Here is a 21,866-nt window from a genome sequence, read left to right as displayed (position 1 = left end):
TTCACCTACTTGTCTGTATTGTCGTGCCACGTGATGTTAACTTTAATCCCACCCATTGAAGAATGATCATAAGATAGTCCAGATCCTTCACCGTACAGAAAAGATAAACGCTGATGGACATTCCATGTACCACATCCCATATTCTCATCCAGTGGTTTAAGAAGATTATCTCTCAGATGATCAAGCTGTTTCTCAGACATGCCAAGCCCGCTGTCCTCCACGATAATTGTGTACACATCATCCTCGCAGTCCGCATAGATTTTAATCTCACCATCTACCGATTTGGGCTCCAGACCATGAATAATAGCGTTCTCAATAATAGGCTGGAGGGTTAGTCTGGGAACTGTTTTATCTAAAATATCATGGGGCACGTCGATTGTAAAATGCATTCGTTCCAGACGAAGTGACTGGATTTCCAAATAATTTTTGACCATTGTCAGCTCTTCACGAAGCGTGGCTTGATCCTTTTCGGACCTGGTTATGTATCGGTAATACTCCCCCAGATTCAGTGCCATGGCTACCACGGCCTTCTCATTTTTCATTCGGGCCATGTTCTTGATATAGAACAGGCAGTTATATAAAAAATGCGGATTAATCTGCGATTGCAACTGTTTGAGCGTGGCTTCCCGACTTCTTAATTTCTCCTCATATACATTCTCGATTAGTTCTTGAATTCGTTGAGCCATGATGTTGAAACGTGCAAATAACAGGCTGAACTCATTGCGTGCAGAATGATGAAGCCGGACGGAAAAGTCCCCGGTGGACAAGCGATTCGTCCCTTTTACCAACTGTAAGAGTGGAAGCTGCACACTTCGGTAGAGTGTATATAATACAACAACGCTCATCACGATCAGAACGGCAATTGAAGCGTAAAAAAGATTCCGGCTGCTCGTAATCGGTTTCAAAATTTGCTGCATAGGCACATAGTCAACATAATACCAGCCGAGGCTCTTGGATTGAATATAAGAGACGTAATATTCCGTTTTGTTCAACGTTGTACTGAATCCACCGCTGGCCTGCAGTTTTGCTTCTTTCAGGGAAGGCAGAATTGCGTTCAAGGTTTCTTTTCCAGAACTATTGCTGATTAATCCATAATCGGGATGGAACATAAACGGGTCACCTTTATTATTTAACTTGTTTTGATTAAGAAGTGCAGTTAAGTGATGAACTGGAAAACTGATTTTGGTAATCAATCTGGCTTTGCTAGGTCTCGCCATCGCTGTCGTTGGATCGGTGGTGTACCAGATAAACTGATTGTCGGCATAGGTCCAGGATTGCGAGAGAGGCTCCTTAAATTCATCATCCATGTACGGAATGTAAGCATAATAATCCGTTGATATCACTTTTTGCATCCTTGGGAAGTATAGTGTGATGGTCGAATGCCATTTGCTTGCTGCGTTGTACAGATTCATTTTCTCCAGAATGGCGCTTCCAACTTTCACACGTTCATAGGGAATGTCCTTGTAGTCGGGACGTTGATATTCCTGAATACTCGAATCTTGCCCAATAGACATCCCATACAATGACAGTTGGTAAATATTGGATTCTACTGAATCAGCAAATGTTGAGAGATGATTCATCGTATTGTTCTGAATCTCGTGTTCGATAACACGCACGCTTTCCCGGTTCGAGTATGTATAGAGAAACAGCACCAGAATAAGCAGCATCACAAATAACAGTGTAATTTTGGTAAAGACATTCAAACGTGTGAACAAAGTCCAACCTCCTTAATCTTATTAAAATATTGATATCGTTGTTGCAATATTAGGATATAGATCACAAATTTCCATTGCTATAATTTTAATATACAAGTTCACGATGACTTGTAAAATACAAAATTTAGAACATGGGGGATGCAGGAGTGAAGGAACATACGTTAGAAACGCCGCATAAACGGCGCTCCACCAGGGTTAAACAGCGCTGGAATATGCAACGGAACTGGACCTTGCATATGATGCTCATTCCAGCTGTATTGCTGGCACTGGTGTTTCAGTACATACCGATGGGTGGCATTGTAATTGCTTTTCAGGATTTCAAACCATACTTGGGATTTTCTGAATCCAAATGGGTGGGTTGGGACAATTTCCGATATTTATTCTTATATCCAGACGTAGGTCAGGTGATCTGGAATACGCTGGTCATTGCATTTTTCAAAATCATTGCAGGACTGTTCGCTCCATTCCTGTTTGCCATTTTGCTCAATGAAGTGCGCTTGACGGCATTCAAGAGAGTAAGTCAAACGCTTGTGTATCTACCGCATTTCCTATCATGGGTTATTCTCGGTGGTATTCTGCTCGATATCCTGTCTCCTCAGGGAGGCATGGTGAACCAACTTGTCGAAGCCTTTGGCGGAGAACCGATCTTCTTCCTTGGAGACGGTACATGGTTCCGGATAACGCTGATCCTCAGTGATGTGTGGAAAGAATTTGGTTTTGGTACGATCGTATTTCTGGCTTCTCTCTCAGGAATTAATCCTGCACTCTACGAGGCTGCCGAGGTGGATGGGGCCAACCGATTTAAACAGACGCTGCACATTACAATTCCGGCATTGATGCCGATCACAATTGTATTGATGACGCTCTCTATCGGCAACATCTTGAACGCCGGTTTTGATCAGGTATTCAACTTGTACAATCCGCTTGTGTATGACAAAGGCGACATCATTGACACCTTTGTATATCGACTCGGTATTCTGAACGGGAAGATGAGTTTTGCCACAGCAGTAGGATTGTTCAAATCTGTGGTTGCTACCATTTTGATTGTTATATCTTACAGAATGGCTTACAAACTAGCTAATTATCGAGTTTTCTAGAGAGGAGAAAAGGGCTTGTATTATAAAACAAAAGGATACCGCATATTCAGCATTGCCAATTATACTTTTCTTGGCATCTTATCAATACTTTGCATTTTACCAATTATTCATATACTAGCTGTTTCATTCAGCAGTATGGCGCCAGCATCATCAAACCTGGTTACCTTCTGGCCCATTGGGTTCACAACGGACGCATACGTGAAAACATTCGGGAATTCGAACTTCATCAACTCCTTGATCGTGTCACTTAAACGAACTGTAATTGCGACGATCATCGGTATGGTCATCATGCTCATTACCGCGTTTCCGTTGTCGAAGGAAGATATCAGTTTTAAAGGTCGCTCCTTATATACGTGGTTTTTCGTATTTACCATTTTGTTTAGCGGCGGTTTGATTCCAAGTTACATTCTGATCCAGAAGCTTGGCTTGATGAATACAATCTGGGCACTAATTCTGCCTGGCGCACTGTCCGTGTGGAACGTTATTCTCATGATGAACTTCTTCCGCGGTCTGCCCAAAGAACTTGAAGAAGCAGCCTATTTGGATGGAGCAGGTCATATCAAAACGTTGATTCTGGTCTACGTACCACTGTCGCTTCCAGCTATCGCAACCTTGTCCTTATTTACGATGGTGTATCAGTGGAACTCCTGGTTCGACGGCATGATCTATATGTCTGATATTAAAAATTATCCACTTGCTTCTCTATTACAGACCATTATCGTTCAGCAAGATCTCAGCAAAATCAACGTCGATCCTTCCATGTTGGAGAATATCTCGCAGCGAACTGTACGCGCAGCACAGATCTTTATCGGCGCGCTTCCGATCCTGATGGTATACCCGTTTTTACAACGTTTCTTCGTTAAGGGGATCGTTATTGGAGCAGTTAAGGAATAGGCTATGCAAATGCAAGGATAACTGAGCTGAGGGAGGAAGAAGGATGAGAAAAGGACTGGCCTGTATGGTGGCATGGAGTTTAATGGCTTCTCTCGTTTATCCAGCAACTGCTGGAGCAGAAAGTGTACAGGGTCAAGCGGAGGTGGGAAATGTGCAGGCGAAAAGCCTGCACTTCTCTGTTCCCTATACAGACCTGACTGAGCATTGGTCACAATCTGCAGTTACACGGTTGCAAGACTTGAATTTATTGAAAGGTTATACGGACGGTGCATTCAAGCCCAGTCAGGTCATTAGCCGAGCTGAATTCGTCATGATTCTGGATCGGGCCTTTGGTTTCACCGGTAATGCGGCGACTGGTTCATATGCGGATATGACTTCAGACGATTGGTATTATGACGTGATGGTACGAGCGAATGGTTCTGGCATCATCGAAGGGACAGACCGTGAACATCTGTCACCACAACAACCGATTACACGCCAAGATGCAGCGGTTATGGTAGATCGAGCTTTTCAACTTTCAGCGGCTACAAATGAAGATAGTGAACAATTGAAATTTGATGATGCAGATGATATTTCCAGTTATGCAAAGAAAGCGCTTACCTATCTGGTGAACGAAAATATTCTTAAAGGTTTCCAAGGCAAATTAAATCCCAAAGCACCGATTACACGAGCAGAGACGGCAACAATGTTGTCGGCGATGATTGCAGATGTGAAAAGTGCTCCTGGTATATATGGGTCCCGGGTGAATGGCAACTTGATTATTAAATCAACGGATGTCACGTTGAAAAATATGGTTGTTAATGGAAATCTGCTGCTGGCAGAAGGCATTGGCGAGGGATCTGTTGTTCTTCAGGGCGTAACGGTTACAGGAAGTGTCATCATTAAAGGCGGAGGCAGCCATTCCATCAACATTAACAACTCCAAGCTGAATCGAGTAGTCGTTGACAAGCGAGGGGAACCCGTCAGAGTTGCCATTACGGAAGAAAGTAACATTCAGGAGATGCATGTAAAGCAGAAATCCATTCTGGAGATCTCTTCAAACAGCCTGATTGATTCCATGAATATTCATGCAGAAGCGAGTCAGACTCAAATGGATACCAAAGGTACAATCCAAAAATTGAGTGTAGATGCCGATGATGTTGTGATCAACGGAGAGAAAGTAAAACAAGGATTGCGCACATCCATGGTGGGTGAAGCCCAACAACCTGCTTCATCGCAGCCTGGTGGTTCAACAAATGTGACAAGTACACCCACACCATCTTCTCCAGACGGGCAATCACCGTCTACACCATCGACACCAAGCAATCCGGCGGGCGAAAAACCGGTTCCAGCAACAACGATTCCGCATGATCAATGGGAGCTGGTCTGGAATGATGAGTTTAACGGACCTTCGATTGATTCTTCCAAATGGACCGTGCAGGATACAGGACTCGTTTATAACAATGAAATGCAATATTACAGCCCGGATAACACACGTATTACAAAAGATCAGAATCGAAGCGTGTTGCAGATTGAAGCAAAAAAGGGTCCGAAAAACGGTAAAGATTACAGCTCTGGCAAACTGATCTCCATGGGAAAAGGCGACTGGACCTACGGTAAAGTAGTTGTACGTGCGAAGCTTCCGATTGAAAAAGGCATGTGGCCTGCCATATGGATGATGCCAACAGATGAAGCACATTATGGTGGATGGCCTGCCTCTGGAGAAATCGATATTATGGAGTTAATTGGTGGCAAAGAAAGTAATAACAAGGTATATAGCACATTGCATTATGACAGTGTGAAGCCTGACGGCTCCCATGGACATGACCAGGGAAGTCTTACTCTTCCAAAGGGAGAAACTTTCGCTGACGATTATCATGATTTCCAAGTGGAATGGTTGCCGGGTATGATTCGTTTCTATGTGGATGGAAAGCTGCATCATGAAGTGACCAACTGGCAAACGAAGGCCGCGGGCCAACCCGAGTATTATACGTTCCCTGCACCATTTGATCGTCCATTCTATCTGATTCTGAATCTGGCAGTTGGAGGAGACTGGCCGGGGGCACCTGAAAGCAACTTCACTTCCGAAAAGATGAATGTTGATTTTGTGCGAGTATATTCTTACAAAAATATAGACACATGGCCTGATGTAACAACAAATCCCATCGAGCCTGTGCAACAGCGGGACCCACAAGCCGATGGCAATCAAATCTACAATGATCGTTTTGCGGAAGGATCTGAAGACAATGGAGTGCCTCTTCAGTGGAAATTCATCACAAATGCTGATGGAGCTGGCAGTGTCAAAGTTGTAACGGATGAGCAGAAAGGGAAAGCAGCAGAAGTTACCATTGATGCATCGGGTACTGAAAACTACTCGGTTCAACTCACTCAGATGCCGATGTACATCAAGAAAAACAAAAAGTACAAGATACAATTTGATGCGAAAGCATCTGCTAACCGTACAATCATGTCCAAACTGAACCAATTTGAAAAAAGTTGGACCAATTATTCGGGTGATAACACCTTTGCACTCACGACAGATTGGCAATCCTATGACTATACCTTCAATATGCGGGATGGCACGGATAACAATGCCAGATTCGAATTTAATCTGGGGTTGGATGATACAACCGTTTGGTTTGCCAATGTCAGACTGATCGAGGTGGGTGAAGCTGATCCGTTAACTGTCGAACGAAACGCGCTACCTGATGGCAACTTTATTTACAATGGCACATTCGATCAGGGCAAGGAGCGTCTGGGATTCTGGTCAAGCAGCATTCAGGACAGTGCGGCAGCCAATATAAGTGTAAATAACTTTTCGAAATTCCCGATTATGGAGCGCCAGCTGGTTGTTGATGTTACTCAAACGAATGGTGACCCACAACAAGTTTCGGTGAACCAACCGGATTTGAAGTTGGAAGCGAATACAACGTATGGTTTCTCCTTAGATGCCAAGGCAGATACAACGCGAAGCATCGATATTGATGTTGTCAGCAGTACTGGGCATACAGTAGAGGTTCATCAAGGACAAAACCTCTCCTTGAACCAAGAAATGAAAACATTTACCGGAGAAATCATCATTGGAGATGGAGCATCAATCGCACAATCCGAGCTAAGACTGTTATTTGGCAGTTCTAAAGGTAAGGTATACGTGGACAATGTTCGTCTGACGAAACGCGGAAAACCTCTGTCAGTGAATGGCTACGCACATGTACCTGCAACCGAAGCCTGGATGATGCAGGGCTTACAACTGGAGGACTCCGTAGAAGGAGGAAAACATGTCAGTTACATGGATCAGGGAGATCTGCTGCAATATAAAATCGATGTAGCTCACGACGGAGTTTATGTTCTGTCTGCCCGAATGGCCAGTGGAAAAAGTGATTCCAAGGTTCAGTTCAGCATTCAGGATGAACAAGGGACAACCGTTGCACAATCAGACCTGAGTCTAGGAGACACGGGTGGATGGCAAACATACAAAACGGTGTATTTTCCAGGGGTCAACTTGACAGCAGGCAAACCCTATTATGTGAATTTTGAAGGAGCAGATTATAATACACGTTGGGTGGATATTTCACAAAACAAAATTCAGAACAGTGAGCTAACAGCTGATCTGAATCATTGGGAGCTAATTCCTGATCATCTGACAGCCTCACATAACGAGGGCGAAGGATTAACGATTAAATTGCCTGGTACAAGTGAACATTGGTGGGATGCTTTGTTGCAACAAGGTCAGATCAAACTGGATGCAAACAAAACGTACCGATTTACCTTCGAGGCATCTGCTTCAAGTCCTAAATCCATGCAAGCGGTTCTTTCTCAGAATGCAGGCGATTTTGTGAAGTATTTTGAAGAAGAAGTGGAATTAACCGCCGATCAAAAGTCGTATAGTTACACCTTCACTATGGGGGATACTTCCGATTCGGCAGCTATGCTTGCATTTGGATTAGGATATCCGTTATCTACAGGTGAACACTCGATTCACATCAAAAACGTTCAATTATATGAAGTTAATCCAAATGCAGATCAAGGAGGGCAGCCAGCTCATGTTAACCTTATCCCCAATGGAGACTTCTCCAAAGGTGAGGAAGGCTGGTTTACCCATGCGGACGGTAATGCAGCGGACCTTGAGATGCAAGTTAACAATCAACAGCTTCAAGCCAAGATTGGTCATGCAGGACAGCATCCATGGGATCGTCAAGTCATCAATGAAGGATTTGGCATACAGCAAGGTTTTAAATATAAATTGACGTTTAAAGCCAAAGCGGTGAAGTCCAGGAAATTGGGTTTGGGGATTGGATGGGTCGACGCAGCTGCCAACTATGAATGGCATGGTTTCTTTGGGGCACGAGTTGATTTGACTCCAGAAGAACAGGAGTTCACGTATACATTTGATGCAACAGAAGCCAGCTATGCGAATACTCGAATTTCATTTGATCTGGGTAACATTGATGGTGTGCAAGATGGCGACACTACCGTCTCATTATCCGAAGTTAGCTTGATTAATCTGGGGCCTGCCAATTAGCTTCTGAATTATCTATATATTGTCTTATATGCTTGCCTAATTCTCTTATTACCTATGCATGCAGAATAAAGTTGTCCAGGAATGACATCATAAAGAAGTAGTATACATCTCAGTTTCCAGAGGAGGATATCTTGTATGGCTGACCAGAAGAAAAGAAAAGAAGCTGCCTGGAAGTCACGAAAGCAAGAACAGCATCCCCATGGCAAAATCAAATCGCTTAAAGAATTATCCAGCGAATATGAAGAGAAACCTACTACGAATTAAGGAAAAGACTGTCAGTGAACATTGCTGGCAGTCTTTCTTCATATATTGCAGACATTGAGCCATACGTACATACTCTATTCTAAAAACGAATGAACACAAGATATAATGTCAGTATAGTTCGTAAATAACTGTGAACAAATCGTTAATTCATTGACATAGCATGTAATTTTAATTAGAATACGAAATGGACTTCAGGTTGAAAACAGATATGAGTATCTTTATGTTTAGTTTAGAGCTTAGCTGTTGAATCTTTAAATCCTAACAACGAATATAGGAGCGACAATATTACAATCCTATATGAAGATTAGGATTTTTTGTTTTTAGCTTTGGAGTATAATTTGAAAGTTGGAGGCTGGCTTTACCATGGACAAATGGTTCAAACTTAAAGAACGAGGCACGACCATCCCCACAGAAATTATCGCAGGGGTTACAACATTTTTCACAATGGTATACATAGTTATCGTAAACCCAGGAATACTCAGCAGCACAGGCATGGACTTTAACGGAGTATTCATAGCAACGGTACTGGCAAGTATTGTGGGTACTCTGATTATGGGAATATGGTCCAATTATCCAATCGTCATCGCACCAGGTATGGGCCTGAATGCATTCTTTGCCTATAGCGTAGTTGCCGGATATGGCGTATCTTGGCAGGTTGCACTGGGAGCCGTATTTATAGCAGGGATTTTGTTTATTATTTTATCACTGACTTCATTCCGTTACATGTTGCTTGATGCAATTCCTGCTAGCTTAAAACATGCCATAACCGCAGGGATCGGATTGTTTATTACAACGGTAGGTTTGCAAAATGCCGGGATTATTGCCGATTCAGAATCGAATTTGATTACGATCGGAAACTTGGCTGAGCCAATGGCTTATCTGACCATTATCGGATTGATTATTACCGTTGTGCTGATGGCTTACAATGTGAAAGGTTACCTTTTCATCGGAATGGTGGTAACAGCGATACTTGCCTGGATCATGGGACTATTCCAAATGCCGGAATCGATTGTATCCATGCCTCAAGGCCTCGCGTCAACGGCTTTGCAACTGGATCTGGCAGGGGTATTCTCGAATGGTTTGTATACGATCATATTTACGTTCCTGCTGATCACGCTGTTTGATACGACGGGCACGATGCTCGGCGTTGCTGAACAAGCAGGATTGCTTAAGGATGGTAAATTTCCACGCTCGCGTGGCGCATTATTGGCAGATGCCGTAGGAACAACCTCAGGTGCTTTGCTCGGAACAAGTCCAACATCGGCTTACATCGAATCCAGCACAGGGGTAGCTGCAGGAGGAAGAACGGGACTGACAGCGGTAACGGTAAGTGTTCTGCTTGCGCTGACGTTGTTCTTCACACCAATCGTAAGTGTAATATCAAGCATTCCGGCGATTACTTCTCCGGCACTGATCATTGTTGGATACTTTATGATCAACGTTATCAGCAAAATCAAATGGGATGATCTCGAAGAAGCATTTCCTGCCTTCCTGATTATCATCCTTACTCCATTGACGCATAGTATTGCGACAGGCATCGGCGTAGGTTTCATCTTTTATCCGGTACTTAAGCTGCTTCGTGGAAAAGGTAAAGATGTTCATCCAATCTTCTACATTTTTGCGGTATTGTTCTTCATTCAGCTTGTGTTCCTGGACCACTAAGAAACTGTCTTATCCTAAGAAGAACTGCTTTAACAAGCAGCTCTCTTTTTTTGCTTGTTCATACTCCGTTCATATTCCCGTCACGAAGGGGACATCTTCCATGGTTACAATATATCTATGTCGCAAGAGCGGCTCTACAGATATAAAGGACAGGAGAAGATGGATATGGCAGAAACAGTGGATGTAACAACAACGGGGACTAAGGGCCGTAAAAAACGGAACTTATGGTTAAAAATAATAGGTGGTATTGTCGGCGCGCTGGTGCTGTTCATGGGCATCACGTTTGTCGTTCATACGATAAGTAATGGGGCCGAGAAAAAGAAAATCGAATCGTACGGCCAATATGTCAATGTCGATGGGAAGAATATGAATGTGTCCATTCAAGGAAGCGGCGAACAAACCATCGTGCTACTTCCCGGACAAGGGACCCCGTCGCCAGTACTTGATTTCAAATTGTTAATCGATGAATTGACGCCTGATTACAAAGTTGTGGCGATTGAGCCTTTCGGTTATGGATTAAGCGACCAGACCGAAAAGGAGAGAACCACCGAGAATATTGTTAGTGAAATTCATGAAGCTGTAGAGCAGCTCGGTATAGATCGTTATATTCTGATGGGGCATTCCATCACGGGACTGTACGCAGCGACGTATGTGAACACGTATCCGGATGAAGTCTCTGCTTTTGTCGGAATCGATAGCAGTGTTCCGAATCAACCTGGCATGGATGTTAAATTACCTTTGAACCTAATGAAATTCCTTCAAAAATCGGGCTTAATGAGAGTACTCAATAAAGTGAGTGGTGATTCATATGCATCACTTGCATACGATGAACATACCAAAGAACAGATGAAGTTGATTTCGAATCAAGTCTCGACAAATCCGACATTAGTTAATGAGCTTAAACACCTGGGTTCCAATTTCAAAAATGGAGAAAAACTCACGTATCCTCGTGATCTGCCAGTGCTTCTCTTTGTTCTTTCCAATAACGAGAAAAACCCGCAGTGGATTCCGCTGCATGAGGAGCAAGTGAAACAATCCGCGCAAGGAAAAATGATCCCAATGGAAGGTTCACATTACCTGCATCATACGAAATACAAAGAAATCGCCGAGGAATTCAAATCTTACATGAAACAAATCCAATAGGATGATTGATCATTGAACTGCGGTGTTGCAATAATTGAAGGCAGGATTGAGGGGATACCCTTATCCTGCCTTCTTTCGTTTTTTTGGATAACTACTGTACCAAATGTTCCAGATCCGGCTGCAATTTGGTCCGCAAAACATATAACATGATGGCCCCAACTAGGAACGCCACGGCATCCGCAATAACGAGCGACCAGATCACTCCATGAAAGCCGTTCATTTGATTAGCGATATACAATACAGGAATTAGTGTAATCCCTTGAATGATGGACATAACAAACGCCGCGGTTCCTTGGGCTGTTGCTTGGAAGATCCCCATAAACAAAGAAGTCATTCCTGTAATAAACAAGGATAAGAAGGTCACATGAAGAATGTAGCTACCCATTTCAATTAATTGCGGGTCAGTCGTAAATAAACCAATCAAGTGGTCAGAGATCAGATAGACGACAACCCCAAACAGGACGGCTAACGCCAAAATAGATTTGATCGTGAATCCAATCGTTTGTTTCATGCGTAATTTATTCGCTGTGAATGAGAAGGCAATCAACGGCACAACTCCCTCGCACAAGCCCATCAGAATAAACTCAGGAAATTGCAATAAACGTGAGGAGATTCCATACCCCGCAACAGCCTGATCTCCATATTCAACAAGAAAAAGATTAAGAATAAGCGACATTGCACCCAAGAAGACACTCATAACAAAGACGGGAACACCGATTTTGAACACATTGCTCAGGATATCCTTGGTCACCTTGAACCATTTTAGGGAGACGGTTAAGAATTGACTCTTATAACTCATATGGTAAGCGTAAAATGCACTCGCAACCAAGTTGGAGATGACGGTAGCAGATGCAACGCCAATCACGCCCCAATGGAAGACAAAAATGAATAGCGCATCGAGGATAATATTTATAACAACACTGAGAATCATACCGGTCATAGAAGTCATTGCTGAACCTTCTGAGCGCACGATATTCTCCAAGGTGAAGAATAAGATGACAAAGGGTGAACCCATAAGCATAATCGTGACATACTCTTTCGTGAATCCGAAGGACTCTGGCGTTGCCCCCAGCCCATGAACGATTGGTTCGATCAGCGGAAGGCCAACGGCCATCACAATAATTCCGAGAACTAAACTACAGTAGAAAGCAAATGAAGAAACATGCTTCAATTTATCGACTTTTTTCTCTCCCAGCAAACGAGAGATAAATGTACCGCTACCTATTCCAATTAAGTTGCCTAACGCCATAATGACCGCAAATAACGGTAAAGTCAGTGCGAGTGCGGTTAACATTGCCGTGTTACCCAGTGTGCCAAGGAAATAGGCATTCAAGATGGAGTAAATAACACTCATTGACGTGCCTAGCATCATTGGGACAGCAAAGTGAGCTACGGCTTTGGCGATTGGTGCTTTTTCAAAGTAATGGAGGTTTTCTGCATCCATGTGGGTCACTACCTTCTTCGTTAATTTTGATTCAATCTAACACTGTTAGATTGAACCTTACAGTGTTAGATGTTATCATGAACGTATGAACCTGTAAAGCATAAACTTACACTGTTAGATTAAAGGGCGGATACCGATGAAAAAACAACAGCCTCAGATTTCAGAAGATAAGATTTTGGAAATTTCGTGGGAGCTTCTCGGGGAAGAGGGCATCGAGAAATTCAGCATGAGACGCTTGGCAGACAAGTTGGGGATACAGGCTCCATCTCTATACTGGTACTTCAAGAGCAAGCAGACACTCTACCAACGGCTGGCCAATCAAATATCGAAAATTATTCTGGACGAGTTTCAAGCTGAAGGGGACTGGAAGGAGCAGATGGAGGGGCTTGCGGTGACGGTACGGAGTGTGCTCAGCAGATACCCGTGCTCCACACAGCTTATGATGATGACGCTGCCCCATGAACCGGACATGATCCGCTTCACCAACCGCATGTTGCTCTGCATGGAATCAACACCACTAGAGCAAGAGCAGAAATTACAGGCCGTTCTTACACTGGTCAACTATGTATTCTATTTCGTACTGGACGATTATCAGCATCAGCGCAATATCTCTGCTGTTCTTAAGGACCAGGAAGCACTTCAGGGTGAAGAGATGATCCACCTTCTGGATTCTATGAGTGAGAAGGAAGCTGGACTTTTCAGCAGGATGTATAAGAACGGTCTGTTTGAGGTGATGGGAACTGACGGAGCTTTCGAGTTCGGCTTGAAGCTTATTTTGCTCGGGATCGAACAAGTGATAAAGGAACATGAGAAGTAGACGTGTGAAGAGATGGAGAAAGTAACGAGGATTATCGGGTGGTGAATGAATATGTAAACTAACAAATAATGATAACAAAACTAGCCATTATTATAGACAGATTGTTGTTATCATTATTTGTTGTTGGAGGATCAGGAAAATGATTTTATCGGAAGCTTCAGCGCCAGTGACCTTAAACAAGGACCGGCGTTTACATATTAGTTCTTAGGCATTTTGCTCTCATCCATATACAACAGGTTCCAGCGGTGACCGTCCAGGTCGGCAAATCCTGCCCCATACATCCAGCCGTCTATTTCACCCGGCTTTCCAAAGATGGTTCCTCCAGCTAACTCGACTTTTTCAATAAAAGCATCAACTTCTTCTCTGCTGTCAGCACCAATGGAAAATATCACTTCTGCGCTATGGGAAGTATCTGCGGTTTTGGCCCCTGTAAATTTCTCAAACGTTGCATCCGGAAACAGGAGAATCGTTGTTGAGCCTATGACAAGCTGGGCTCTCTCGTTGCCAACATTCTCCCCATGGAATCCAATCTCATTAAAAAAGGTAGTGGATTTCACAACATCTTTCACCGGCAGGTTCATCCAGATTTTTTGTGACATGGCTGTAGCCTCCTAGAGTATATTTTCAACACTCTTACTATACTCTACCTAAATTCAAAATTACATAATCGGGTACATACGATTATGAAGGAGTTAGAAATAACTGGTATAGTGAAGGATACTTTAGAGAAATCTGCATCGTTCTAATCAGTTCAGAATCCAAACCAAAAGAGCAATCTCCAATGAGGTTGCTCTTTTGGTCATGGCTTATTTTGTCTAACGGTGTATACGCAGTTTCTTCCTCCGGCTAGAATGTATTCTCCCCGTTCAATATGAACATTATCGCCTAGAACTGTTTTGAATAAATGTAACTCATTCTTGCATAACCCGGTACATACCGCGGCCGCTTCACAGATCGGACAATGCTTCTCAATGAATAGGAGACTACCATCATCCTGCTCCTTAACCTCGGCCATATAACCTTCATTGGTGCGAATTTCGGCCAATTTCTCCAATCTCTCTCTAACTCCTGATGAATCGCCAAGATGCTGAAGATATTGTTCTTGCATTTTTTTATTTCGAACATCCAGCAGCTTGTCCAGCCCTTCAGTACCAAAAGCTTCTTTCATCGAATTGATGAGACTGACGGATAAATCGGAATATCCACTTGGGAAAAAACGATTAGCCGCGGGAGTTAATATCCATAACTTGGTGGGACGACCCATGGGACGGGCCTCTTCCACAGTGGTAACCAATCCTTCTCCTTTTAGCGCATTCAGATGTTGACGAATAGCCATTCCGGATAACGAAAACTGAGAGGAGAGAGTGACAACATCCATTCCTCCGCGCTCTTTTAACAGATTAATGATTGCTCTCCGGGTACTGGTCGAGATATCCTTTTTAGTTTGATTTTCGCTCATGGTGCACCTCCTTGTGACGCAACTGAATCTTTATGATTAACTACATTTTAAACAAAAATGTTGACAAAGTCAAAGCCGAACTGTAGCTTAGACATTATAAACAAAAATGTTTACTAAGTATCCGGATACGATGTATACATACCAATTTTCTTGGAGGTCACATTTCATGTCGTCTAATCATCAAAGTATTTTCAGCCCGCGTTATTTTGCACTAACCATAGGGATTATTTTATCAGTGATGGCCGTTGGATTCGAAGGTCTATCCGTAACCACCATTGCTCCTTCGATTGCTGGAGACTTGAACGGCCTTAGCCTGTTCGGATGGATATTCAGTACATATCTGCTTGCGCAGATTATCGGGACGCTGGTCGTCGGTCGGATCATTGATAAAAGAGGACCTGCAGCACCGTTCACTTTTGCACTTCTGTTGTTTATCGTAGGGCTGATCGCTGCCGCAACCGCAGGCGACATGTATACCATGATAGGATCACGGGCCCTGCAGGGTTTGGGTGCCGGAGCTATGATGACTTGTGTATATACGGCTATATCCTTAAGTTACCCGGATGAGTTACGTGCCAAAATACTTGGAGCATTTGGTACAGCCTATGTTCTTCCGTCCATGCTTGGTCCATATGTAGCCGGCCTTATCGCAGATCAGTGGTCCTGGCGCTTTGTTTTCTGGGGGATCTTACCTGTGCTAGTGGTTTCAGCATTGCTTAGTTTACCTGCCTTTAGGAAATTGAAAGTGCAGAAGACGGGAGGAGATAGCGGATCTTCATCCACTTGGATGGCGTTACTCTTAACGTTAGGTACAGGGATTTTCCTGGTTGGTCTAAGTATGCTTCCGAGCATTATGGGATTTGTTTTAGTCGTGATTGGCCTAGTTTTGATGTTATTTCCGCTCCGTAAATTGCTACCGAAGGGAACACTTACGTTGCGCAGAGGAATGCCAGCTATTTTGGCAACACGTGGCTTGTTCTTCGCTGCCTATACTAGTACACAGAATTTCTTGGTATTGGCTCTAATCGATGTGAAAGGAATTACACCTTCTCAGGCCGGATTAATTGTGGCGAGTGCTGCATTAAGTTGGTGTATCATTGCGTATCTGCAAGGACGGTGGGATGCGGCAGATCAGGGCAGTGGACGTCATATGAGAATTATTCTTGGCGTATTGTTACTTGCCATAGGGATTGCCATCGTATTTTGGGTACCTGTTGTGACCGTTACCATTGCAGTTATTGGTCAGATCATTGCAGGAGTTGGTATTGGATTGGCGCATCCGATTAGTGGTGTTGTCGCATTTTCCCAAACGGGGGAAGAAGGCGTGGGCCAAACCTCGGCAAATCTGCAATTTGCAGATTCTTTTACACCTGGTGTAGTGATCGGTATTGGTGGTTCCATTCTTGTCGTGTGTCAGGCTGGCGGTATGTCACTTCAATCCGGCTTAATTGTAGCCATGGGTTTCCATCTCTTGTTAATCGTCACGAGTATCATTGCCAGCACTCGGATCTCACCACGCGGATGAATAAGAAAGTGGGTGTACAGACCATTGCTCACTGAAGATCCGAATAAACTATTTACAGCTTATCGCATCATCGGAACGAAATGGACGATCCATATTTTGTGTGCTCTTTCTCAAGGCCCGAAGAGATTCGGTGAAATATTCGATAACATTCCTTCCATTTCCGAAATGATCCTCTCCAGACGTTTAAAGGGTCTTCAACATGATCATTTGGTCAAAAGAACAATACTGACACGTCCTACACAAATTATTTATGAACTTACGCCAAAAGGAGCTGCTCTTGCGACATTCATACCCTGTCTAATGGACTGGGATACCAAATTTCAAAATGATACCACCGGGAGGAATAAAGATGATCATTGAGGTCAGTGATTCAGCATCGGACAAAATCGTTGAGATCTTATCAAGTGCGGATATCCAAAATGCCTTCCTTAGAGTAGGCGTTGATGAAGGGGGATGCAGTGGTTTGTCTTATACCCTTATCGTGGATGAACAGCAGGCAGAAGAAGACATTGTGTTAAATAAAAAGCAATTTAGGATATTGGTTCACGCAAACAGTATTCCATATATTGATGGTCTTGAGATTGACTATGAAGAGAGCGGAATGTTAGGCGGATTCACCATGAATAATCCAAATGCCAAAGTTTCGTGTGGATGCGGGGCCAGTTTCAGAATGGCCAATTATCGTGGCGAAGTGAAAAAATGTGACTGAACTGAAGGAAGGAGTGCAGAGCAATGATCTCATTTGTAATATCTGACCAAGCAATCGATTCATTTAAGAATGAATGGGAATTGGAAGAGGACCAATATGTAAGGATTTACGCCAAATATGTTGGAGGAGGCTCCGATGCTTTTACCATTGGCATAAATGCGAGTGCTACACCGGTCGATCCCGCATTGGTTCAATCCATCGGAGGATTTCATTTCTTTGTTGAAAAAACAGATGCCTGGATCCTGGAGGATGAACTTCTCCAAATTGACTGTAATGAAAATGGCATATTTTCAAGCAAAATCTCCTATTGAACATGGCAACCCTATTCTAGACCCTAATCTCACTTTTTAAACATTTAACTTTACAAAGTATAACACTTCATGTATATTCAGGATGTAAAAAGGTTTATTTTACCATAATATCCATCAAATTATGGAGGTGTAGAAGACAAACAACAATCAGATTGGGATTTTTGATGCTCAGTACAGGGCGCCTACAATTGGGATTATGCTGGTTCTGTCAACCGTAGCTTTCGAAGGACTGGCTATCACGACGATTGCCGCGAAAATGGCACAAAGTTTAGAGGGCATTCATTTATACGGTTGGATCTTCAGTGCATTTTTGTTATCTCAGCTTATTGGAACTTTGGTTATGGGTCAGCAGATTGACAAGCGCGGCGTTTTTACATCCATGCTGATATCTTTTAGTGTTTTTGTGTTAGGAACTGTGGTCTCCGCGATCTCTTTCGATATGCACATGCTTATTGCTGGAAGAGCCCTTCAAGGTTTTGGAGCGGGGGCCCTGATCACATGTGTTTATACCTGTGTGACGTTACATTATCCAGATACACTTCGTACTCAAATCCTGGCCGCATTCTCCCTGGCATTTGTCCTGCCTACCTTAATTGGACCTTATGCAGCAGGCCTTATAGCTTCCTACATCTCGTGGCGATATGTTTTCTGGATCGTTTTACCGTTGATTGGAATAGCGTTGAGTCTCACATTCCGTTCTTTCCGTAATTTGCAGCTTCAGCAAGATCTGTCAGGTCCAGCTCGAGCAACCGACTCAAAGATTATGTATGCGATTCTGCTTGCCGTTGGAACGGGGCTGTTACTCACAGGACTTGGTATGATAACCGATTGGAAAGGTATATTACTCACTTTGGGTGGGTTAGTCGTCATGATCACACCAATGCGTAAATTGCTGCCAGTAGGGACTTTTTCGGTAAAAAAAGGGTTGCCTGCTACTTTGGTTTCGAGAGGGCTATATGTTGCTTGTTATTTTACAACGGAAAGTTTTGTGATCTTGGCACTAACCGAAGTGAAGGGGTTATCAGCTGACCTTGCCGGCCTCATTGTAGCAGCAGGCTCCCTGAGCTGGTCCGCCGCAGCGTGGTTACAAGCCAAGCTTGATGCACGAGATCAAGGTCGTGCCCGAAAGGGTAGGGTCATGACGGGCATTGGGATTATGATCGTTGGAACTGTACTTGTGATCCTGGCTCTTATTTTGACGGACGGCGGGATTATACTCATCCTTCTCTCACAAATGATTACAGGGTTCGGTGTTGGTTTGGCCAACCCTACAACGGCAGCCATTGCTTTACAACATGCCTTGCCCAGGAAAGAGGGCGAAATGTCCGCGAATCTGCAATTTGTGGATTCCTTCTATATGGGCGTAAGCATTGGCGTTGGTGGAGCTCTGATTGCCTTGTCCGAAACGTTACAGTGGGGCATATCGACAGGTGTTTTGATCGTGTTAACACTGCAATTATTATGGGTCTTGTTAAGTTTCTTGGCATCACTACGAATTACCAAACTCGTTCATCAAGAACATCATCCAATCAACCAAGTGAAGGACAACATCTCCATGTAACGGATGACGACCGCGTCGTTAAATACATCACGAAGAACGGGGGGACTAATTGCATTGGGAGGTGGGTAAGATGGCACGTGTATTAGTAGTCATTACTCCAGCTGAAGGACATGTGAATCCATCGTTAGGATTAGTTACTCAGTTGATGAACAATGGTGAGGAAGTCATCTATGTGTGCACGGAGGAGTACCGTTCCCGAATTGAACAAACCGGTGCGCAGATCATTACCTATCCGTTTCCACAAGATGCCTTCTCTCATGATCCGGTGTTGAAACCCCAGGAATACAAGCATCCGTATCAGTTCATTTATATGATGGTAAGTATTATCCGGAGGATCATCCCCAATGTGCTGAAGGTGGTCGAGGATCAAAAGTTTGATTATATGATCTTTGATTCCCTGATGGGATGGGGAGGGACTATTCTTGCAGAAAAACTGGGAATTCCTGCGGTGTGCTCGATTGCGTCCTTTGCTTTTGTGGAGCCTCTGGGGTCTAGCTCAGTTCTGAATGAGATGGAGACGAAGGAGCTTTATGAGGCTACAATGAAGATTACAACGGAGTTAGCTGAAGAGCTTCAAGTGAGTATTCCAGCCATGGAAGAGATTCCGGCACATGCAGGTCAGTTAAAGCTCGTGTACACCAGCCGTTATTTTCAGCCGCAGGCAGAAAAGCTGGATGATCGTTTTATTTTCACGGGTCCTTCGATCATAACACGTCAAGATGCTCCAACCTTCTCGTTTGAGTTGCTTCGTGAACGGTACCCGCAAACCGTGTACATTGCTATGGGTACGATTTTAAATAAAAATTTGGATTTCTATCAGCTTTGCTTTGAAGCATTAGGGGACCTACCCGTGAATGTTGTTTTATCTTCAGGAAAGTACACGGACATGACGCCGCTGGCGGATCAAATACCTCCTAATTTTATCGTCAAGCCATACATTGCCCAGTTGGACATGTTGCAGCATACCGATGTTTTTATTACACACGCTGGAATGAACAGCACAAGTGAGGCGTTATATTATAACGTTCCAATGGTGATGATTCCATTAACATCGGATCAGCCTCTTGTCGCCAATCGGGTACAGGAGTTGGGCGCGGGTATTACTTTAAATAAACATAATCTCAGTGCAACTAATTTGAGAGAGGCATTAACAGAAGTACTACACAATTCACTTTATAGACGGCAGGCTTACCTCATTGGTGAATCTCTAAGGCAGGCAGGCGGTTACAAGCGAGCTGCCGAAATGATTATGAGTCATATGGGTTCAGATCGGAAAAGTTACACAATTTAAATGGTTTTCCATTCAAAGTCGCTTAATAAGCGGCTTTTTTTGGTTTTAATAGTCTTAAGACTTGACCTACAGTTAACTCTATGTCTTATACTCGATTAGGCTTGCAAATTATATAAGGAATTGGAGATTTTATTTATTATGGCGAAGAGCACGAATTGGAATGTTTTTGGACTGGCAATACTACTAGGTTTATTTTCTACATTAGGTCCATTTACGATTGATATGTATTTACCGGCTTTTCCCGAGATTGCACAAAATATGAATACAACGGCATCACTTGTACAATTTAGCCTTACCGCATGTTTATTAGGACTGGGTGTAGGACAACTCGTTATGGGTCCTTTGAGTGACGCGTACGGTAGACGTAGACCATTGTTGATCTGTATGGCAGCCTACATTATTTGTTCCTTGGCATGTGCTTTTGCTCCGAATATCGGACTATTGATTTTGTTTCGTTTCACGCAAGGATTTGCGGCTTCAGCTGGAATTGTCATTTCCCGTGCGATAGCTAGAGATCTATACAGTGGACATGAACTCACTAAATTTTTCTCTTTGCTGTTGCTTGTAGGGAATTTGGGGCCTCTGGCAGCACCCATCGCGGGAAGTGGGGTTCTTTCCTTCACAACATGGATTGGCGTGTTTATCTGTCTTTCATTCTTGGGGATTTTCTTATTAATCATGACAAAGTGGAGCTTAAAAGAAACACACCCCGTCGAAAGACGTATGGTTCCCGACTTCAAACAGCAATTGGGCAATTACAGAATGCTTCTGCGTGACCGCAAATTTGTTGGTTACATGCTGGCACAGGGAATCATGACGGCAGGGGTCTTTGCTTATGTGGCGGGAACACCCTTTATTTACCAAAATATATATGGAGTCACACCCACAGTATTTGCTATACTGTTTGCTTCGAACGGCATCAGTTTGATCATCGGATCTCAAATCGTGGGTCGATTGGCCAAACGTATCCCTGAGCAGACGCTGCTATTATCGGGACTATGGCTTGCTATAATAGCAAGTGTGGCTGCGTTGGTCGTAACCCTGGCTCATGGTCCACTTTTCGCGTTGGTGATTCCATTGTTCTTCTTCGTATGCTCGATCGGCATTACGTCTACAGCGGCATTCCCACTTGCCATGGAGAGTCAAGCTAAGATGGCCGGAAGTGCAGCAGCACTGCTCGGCGTTGTTCCTTTTCTTCTGGGTGCACTGGTTGCTCCTCTGGTCGGCATCGCGGGTGAGGACACTGCCGTCCCGTTAGGACTCACTTTACTAATGACCAGTATCATTGCGATTGTTACTTATTTCCTACTCGTTAAAAACGTCCCGCAGCATACACCTAATCATGCCCAGTCTAATGCTGACTTTTAGCATAGAAGGAACAGCTCGCCAAGCATTGGCGTAAGACATGAATGACTATGAATATGATTCCATCACAAGTCGCTGCAATAGCGGCTTTTTTGGTTTTTTTAACTG

18 protein-coding genes are annotated in these 21,866 nt (G+C 43.6%); 14 read left to right on the top strand and 4 right to left on the bottom strand.

Features of this window, described 5'->3' with window-relative positions:
- Positions 1-5 precede the first annotated feature (5 nt).
- Positions 6-1,715, bottom strand: a complete 1,710-nt coding sequence (locus QF041_RS05085; RefSeq protein ID WP_307412597.1) for a sensor histidine kinase — start codon at positions 1,713-1,715, stop codon at positions 6-8.
- Between the two features lie 146 nt (positions 1,716-1,861).
- Here QF041_RS05085 and QF041_RS05080 point away from each other — a divergent pair, with 146 nt between their 5' ends.
- The 6 genes from QF041_RS05080 to QF041_RS05055 all read left to right on the top strand — a co-directional run bounded on the left by QF041_RS05080 (position 1,862) and on the right by QF041_RS05055 (position 11,276).
- Positions 1,862-2,812 carry an ABC transporter permease gene (locus QF041_RS05080; protein ID WP_373461274.1) on the top strand — a complete coding sequence of 317 codons (951 nt, stop codon included), beginning with the start codon at positions 1,862-1,864 and terminating at the stop codon, positions 2,810-2,812.
- Positions 2,813-2,827: 15 nt separating this feature from the next.
- The gene (locus QF041_RS05075) at positions 2,828-3,706 is read left to right on the top strand and encodes a carbohydrate ABC transporter permease (protein ID WP_076210648.1); all 879 of its coding nucleotides are present in this window, start codon (positions 2,828-2,830) and stop codon (positions 3,704-3,706) included.
- 43 nt (positions 3,707-3,749) lie between these two features.
- On the top strand, positions 3,750-8,207 hold the full coding sequence (locus QF041_RS05070; RefSeq protein ID WP_307412594.1) for a carbohydrate binding domain-containing protein: 4,458 nt from the start codon (positions 3,750-3,752) through the stop codon (positions 8,205-8,207).
- A gap of 135 nt (positions 8,208-8,342) precedes the next feature.
- Positions 8,343-8,471 carry a DUF6254 family protein gene (locus QF041_RS05065; RefSeq protein ID WP_219845137.1) on the top strand — a complete coding sequence of 43 codons (129 nt, stop codon included), beginning with the start codon at positions 8,343-8,345 and terminating at the stop codon, positions 8,469-8,471.
- Positions 8,472-8,834: 363 nt separating this feature from the next.
- On the top strand, positions 8,835-10,133 hold the full coding sequence (locus tag QF041_RS05060; RefSeq protein WP_017688352.1) for an NCS2 family permease: 1,299 nt from the start codon (positions 8,835-8,837) through the stop codon (positions 10,131-10,133).
- A 165-nt stretch (positions 10,134-10,298) separates the two neighbouring features.
- Positions 10,299-11,276, top strand: coding sequence for an alpha/beta hydrolase (locus QF041_RS05055; protein WP_307412592.1), 978 nt, complete (start codon positions 10,299-10,301; stop codon positions 11,274-11,276).
- A gap of 91 nt (positions 11,277-11,367) precedes the next feature.
- Here QF041_RS05055 and QF041_RS05050 read toward each other — a convergent pair whose 3' ends face one another.
- Positions 11,368-12,720, bottom strand: coding sequence for an MATE family efflux transporter (locus tag QF041_RS05050; RefSeq protein ID WP_307412590.1), 1,353 nt, complete (start codon positions 12,718-12,720; stop codon positions 11,368-11,370).
- A 136-nt stretch (positions 12,721-12,856) separates the two neighbouring features.
- On the opposite strand from QF041_RS05050, the gene QF041_RS05045 reads away from it, so the two are divergent.
- Positions 12,857-13,537 (top strand): TetR/AcrR family transcriptional regulator C-terminal domain-containing protein, encoded by a 681-nt coding sequence (locus QF041_RS05045; RefSeq protein WP_307412588.1) that lies wholly within the window; start codon positions 12,857-12,859, stop codon positions 13,535-13,537.
- Between the two features lie 197 nt (positions 13,538-13,734).
- On the opposite strand, the gene QF041_RS05040 is transcribed toward QF041_RS05045, so the two are convergent.
- Positions 13,735-14,136 carry a VOC family protein gene (locus QF041_RS05040; RefSeq protein ID WP_289389175.1) on the bottom strand — a complete coding sequence of 134 codons (402 nt, stop codon included), beginning with the start codon at positions 14,134-14,136 and terminating at the stop codon, positions 13,735-13,737.
- Between the two features lie 200 nt (positions 14,137-14,336).
- Positions 14,337-14,996, bottom strand: a complete 660-nt coding sequence (locus tag QF041_RS05035; RefSeq protein WP_307412585.1) for a helix-turn-helix transcriptional regulator — start codon at positions 14,994-14,996, stop codon at positions 14,337-14,339.
- Between the two features lie 166 nt (positions 14,997-15,162).
- Here QF041_RS05035 and QF041_RS05030 point away from each other — a divergent pair, with 166 nt between their 5' ends.
- From QF041_RS05030 to QF041_RS05005, 7 genes are all read left to right on the top strand, one after another.
- Complete coding sequence (locus QF041_RS05030) at positions 15,163-16,521, top strand: MFS transporter (protein WP_307412583.1); 1,359 nt, start codon at positions 15,163-15,165, stop codon at positions 16,519-16,521.
- 12 nt (positions 16,522-16,533) lie between these two features.
- Entirely contained in the window at positions 16,534-16,881 is a 348-nt protein-coding gene (locus QF041_RS31240; protein WP_373461272.1) for a winged helix-turn-helix transcriptional regulator, read from the top strand.
- Positions 16,871-17,230 (top strand): HesB/IscA family protein, encoded by a 360-nt coding sequence (locus QF041_RS05025; RefSeq protein WP_249910603.1) that lies wholly within the window; start codon positions 16,871-16,873, stop codon positions 17,228-17,230. The genes QF041_RS31240 and QF041_RS05025 overlap by 11 nt, the downstream gene beginning before the upstream one ends.
- 23 nt (positions 17,231-17,253) lie before the next feature.
- Positions 17,254-17,541, top strand: coding sequence for a HesB/YadR/YfhF family protein (locus QF041_RS05020; protein ID WP_249910602.1), 288 nt, complete (start codon positions 17,254-17,256; stop codon positions 17,539-17,541).
- Between the two features lie 196 nt (positions 17,542-17,737).
- Positions 17,738-19,102, top strand: coding sequence for an MFS transporter (locus tag QF041_RS05015; RefSeq protein ID WP_307412579.1), 1,365 nt, complete (start codon positions 17,738-17,740; stop codon positions 19,100-19,102).
- Positions 19,103-19,172: 70 nt separating this feature from the next.
- Complete coding sequence (locus QF041_RS05010) at positions 19,173-20,393, top strand: macrolide family glycosyltransferase (protein WP_307412576.1); 1,221 nt, start codon at positions 19,173-19,175, stop codon at positions 20,391-20,393.
- Positions 20,394-20,531: 138 nt separating this feature from the next.
- Positions 20,532-21,761: a multidrug effflux MFS transporter gene (locus QF041_RS05005; RefSeq protein WP_047843067.1), complete on the top strand. Its 1,230-nt coding sequence runs from the start codon at positions 20,532-20,534 to the stop codon at positions 21,759-21,761.
- Positions 21,762-21,866 lie beyond the last annotated feature (105 nt).

Origin of the sequence: Paenibacillus sp. W2I17 (assembly GCF_030815985.1) — a bacterium.
In the GTDB taxonomy this organism is placed as follows: domain Bacteria; phylum Bacillota; class Bacilli; order Paenibacillales; family Paenibacillaceae; genus Paenibacillus.
Note: the sequence above shows the minus strand (reverse complement) of the source record. Positions and strands in the feature narration are given on the sequence as shown.

Excerpts from the sequence above, each read along its gene's own strand:
- QF041_RS05070 (WP_307412594.1), top strand. The coding sequence starts at position 3,750 with ATGAGAAAAGGACTGGCCTGTATGGTGGCATGGAGTTTAATGGCTTCT.
- QF041_RS05045 (WP_307412588.1), top strand. The coding sequence starts at position 12,857 with ATGAAAAAACAACAGCCTCAGATTTCAGAAGATAAGATTTTGGAAATT.
- QF041_RS05060 (WP_017688352.1), top strand. The coding sequence starts at position 8,835 with ATGGACAAATGGTTCAAACTTAAAGAACGAGGCACGACCATCCCCACA.
- QF041_RS05050 (WP_307412590.1), bottom strand. The coding sequence starts at position 12,720 with ATGGATGCAGAAAACCTCCATTACTTTGAAAAAGCACCAATCGCCAAA.
- QF041_RS05025 (WP_249910603.1), top strand. The coding sequence starts at position 16,871 with ATGATCATTGAGGTCAGTGATTCAGCATCGGACAAAATCGTTGAGATC.
- QF041_RS05035 (WP_307412585.1), bottom strand. The coding sequence starts at position 14,996 with ATGAGCGAAAATCAAACTAAAAAGGATATCTCGACCAGTACCCGGAGA.
- QF041_RS05005 (WP_047843067.1), top strand. The coding sequence starts at position 20,532 with ATGGCGAAGAGCACGAATTGGAATGTTTTTGGACTGGCAATACTACTA.
- QF041_RS05030 (WP_307412583.1), top strand. The coding sequence starts at position 15,163 with ATGTCGTCTAATCATCAAAGTATTTTCAGCCCGCGTTATTTTGCACTA.
- QF041_RS05040 (WP_289389175.1), bottom strand. The coding sequence starts at position 14,136 with ATGTCACAAAAAATCTGGATGAACCTGCCGGTGAAAGATGTTGTGAAA.
- QF041_RS05065 (WP_219845137.1), top strand. The coding sequence starts at position 8,343 with ATGGCTGACCAGAAGAAAAGAAAAGAAGCTGCCTGGAAGTCACGAAAG.
- QF041_RS05020 (WP_249910602.1), top strand. The coding sequence starts at position 17,254 with ATGATCTCATTTGTAATATCTGACCAAGCAATCGATTCATTTAAGAAT.
- QF041_RS05010 (WP_307412576.1), top strand. The coding sequence starts at position 19,173 with ATGGCACGTGTATTAGTAGTCATTACTCCAGCTGAAGGACATGTGAAT.
- QF041_RS05015 (WP_307412579.1), top strand. The coding sequence starts at position 17,738 with ATGCTGGTTCTGTCAACCGTAGCTTTCGAAGGACTGGCTATCACGACG.
- QF041_RS05055 (WP_307412592.1), top strand. The coding sequence starts at position 10,299 with ATGGCAGAAACAGTGGATGTAACAACAACGGGGACTAAGGGCCGTAAA.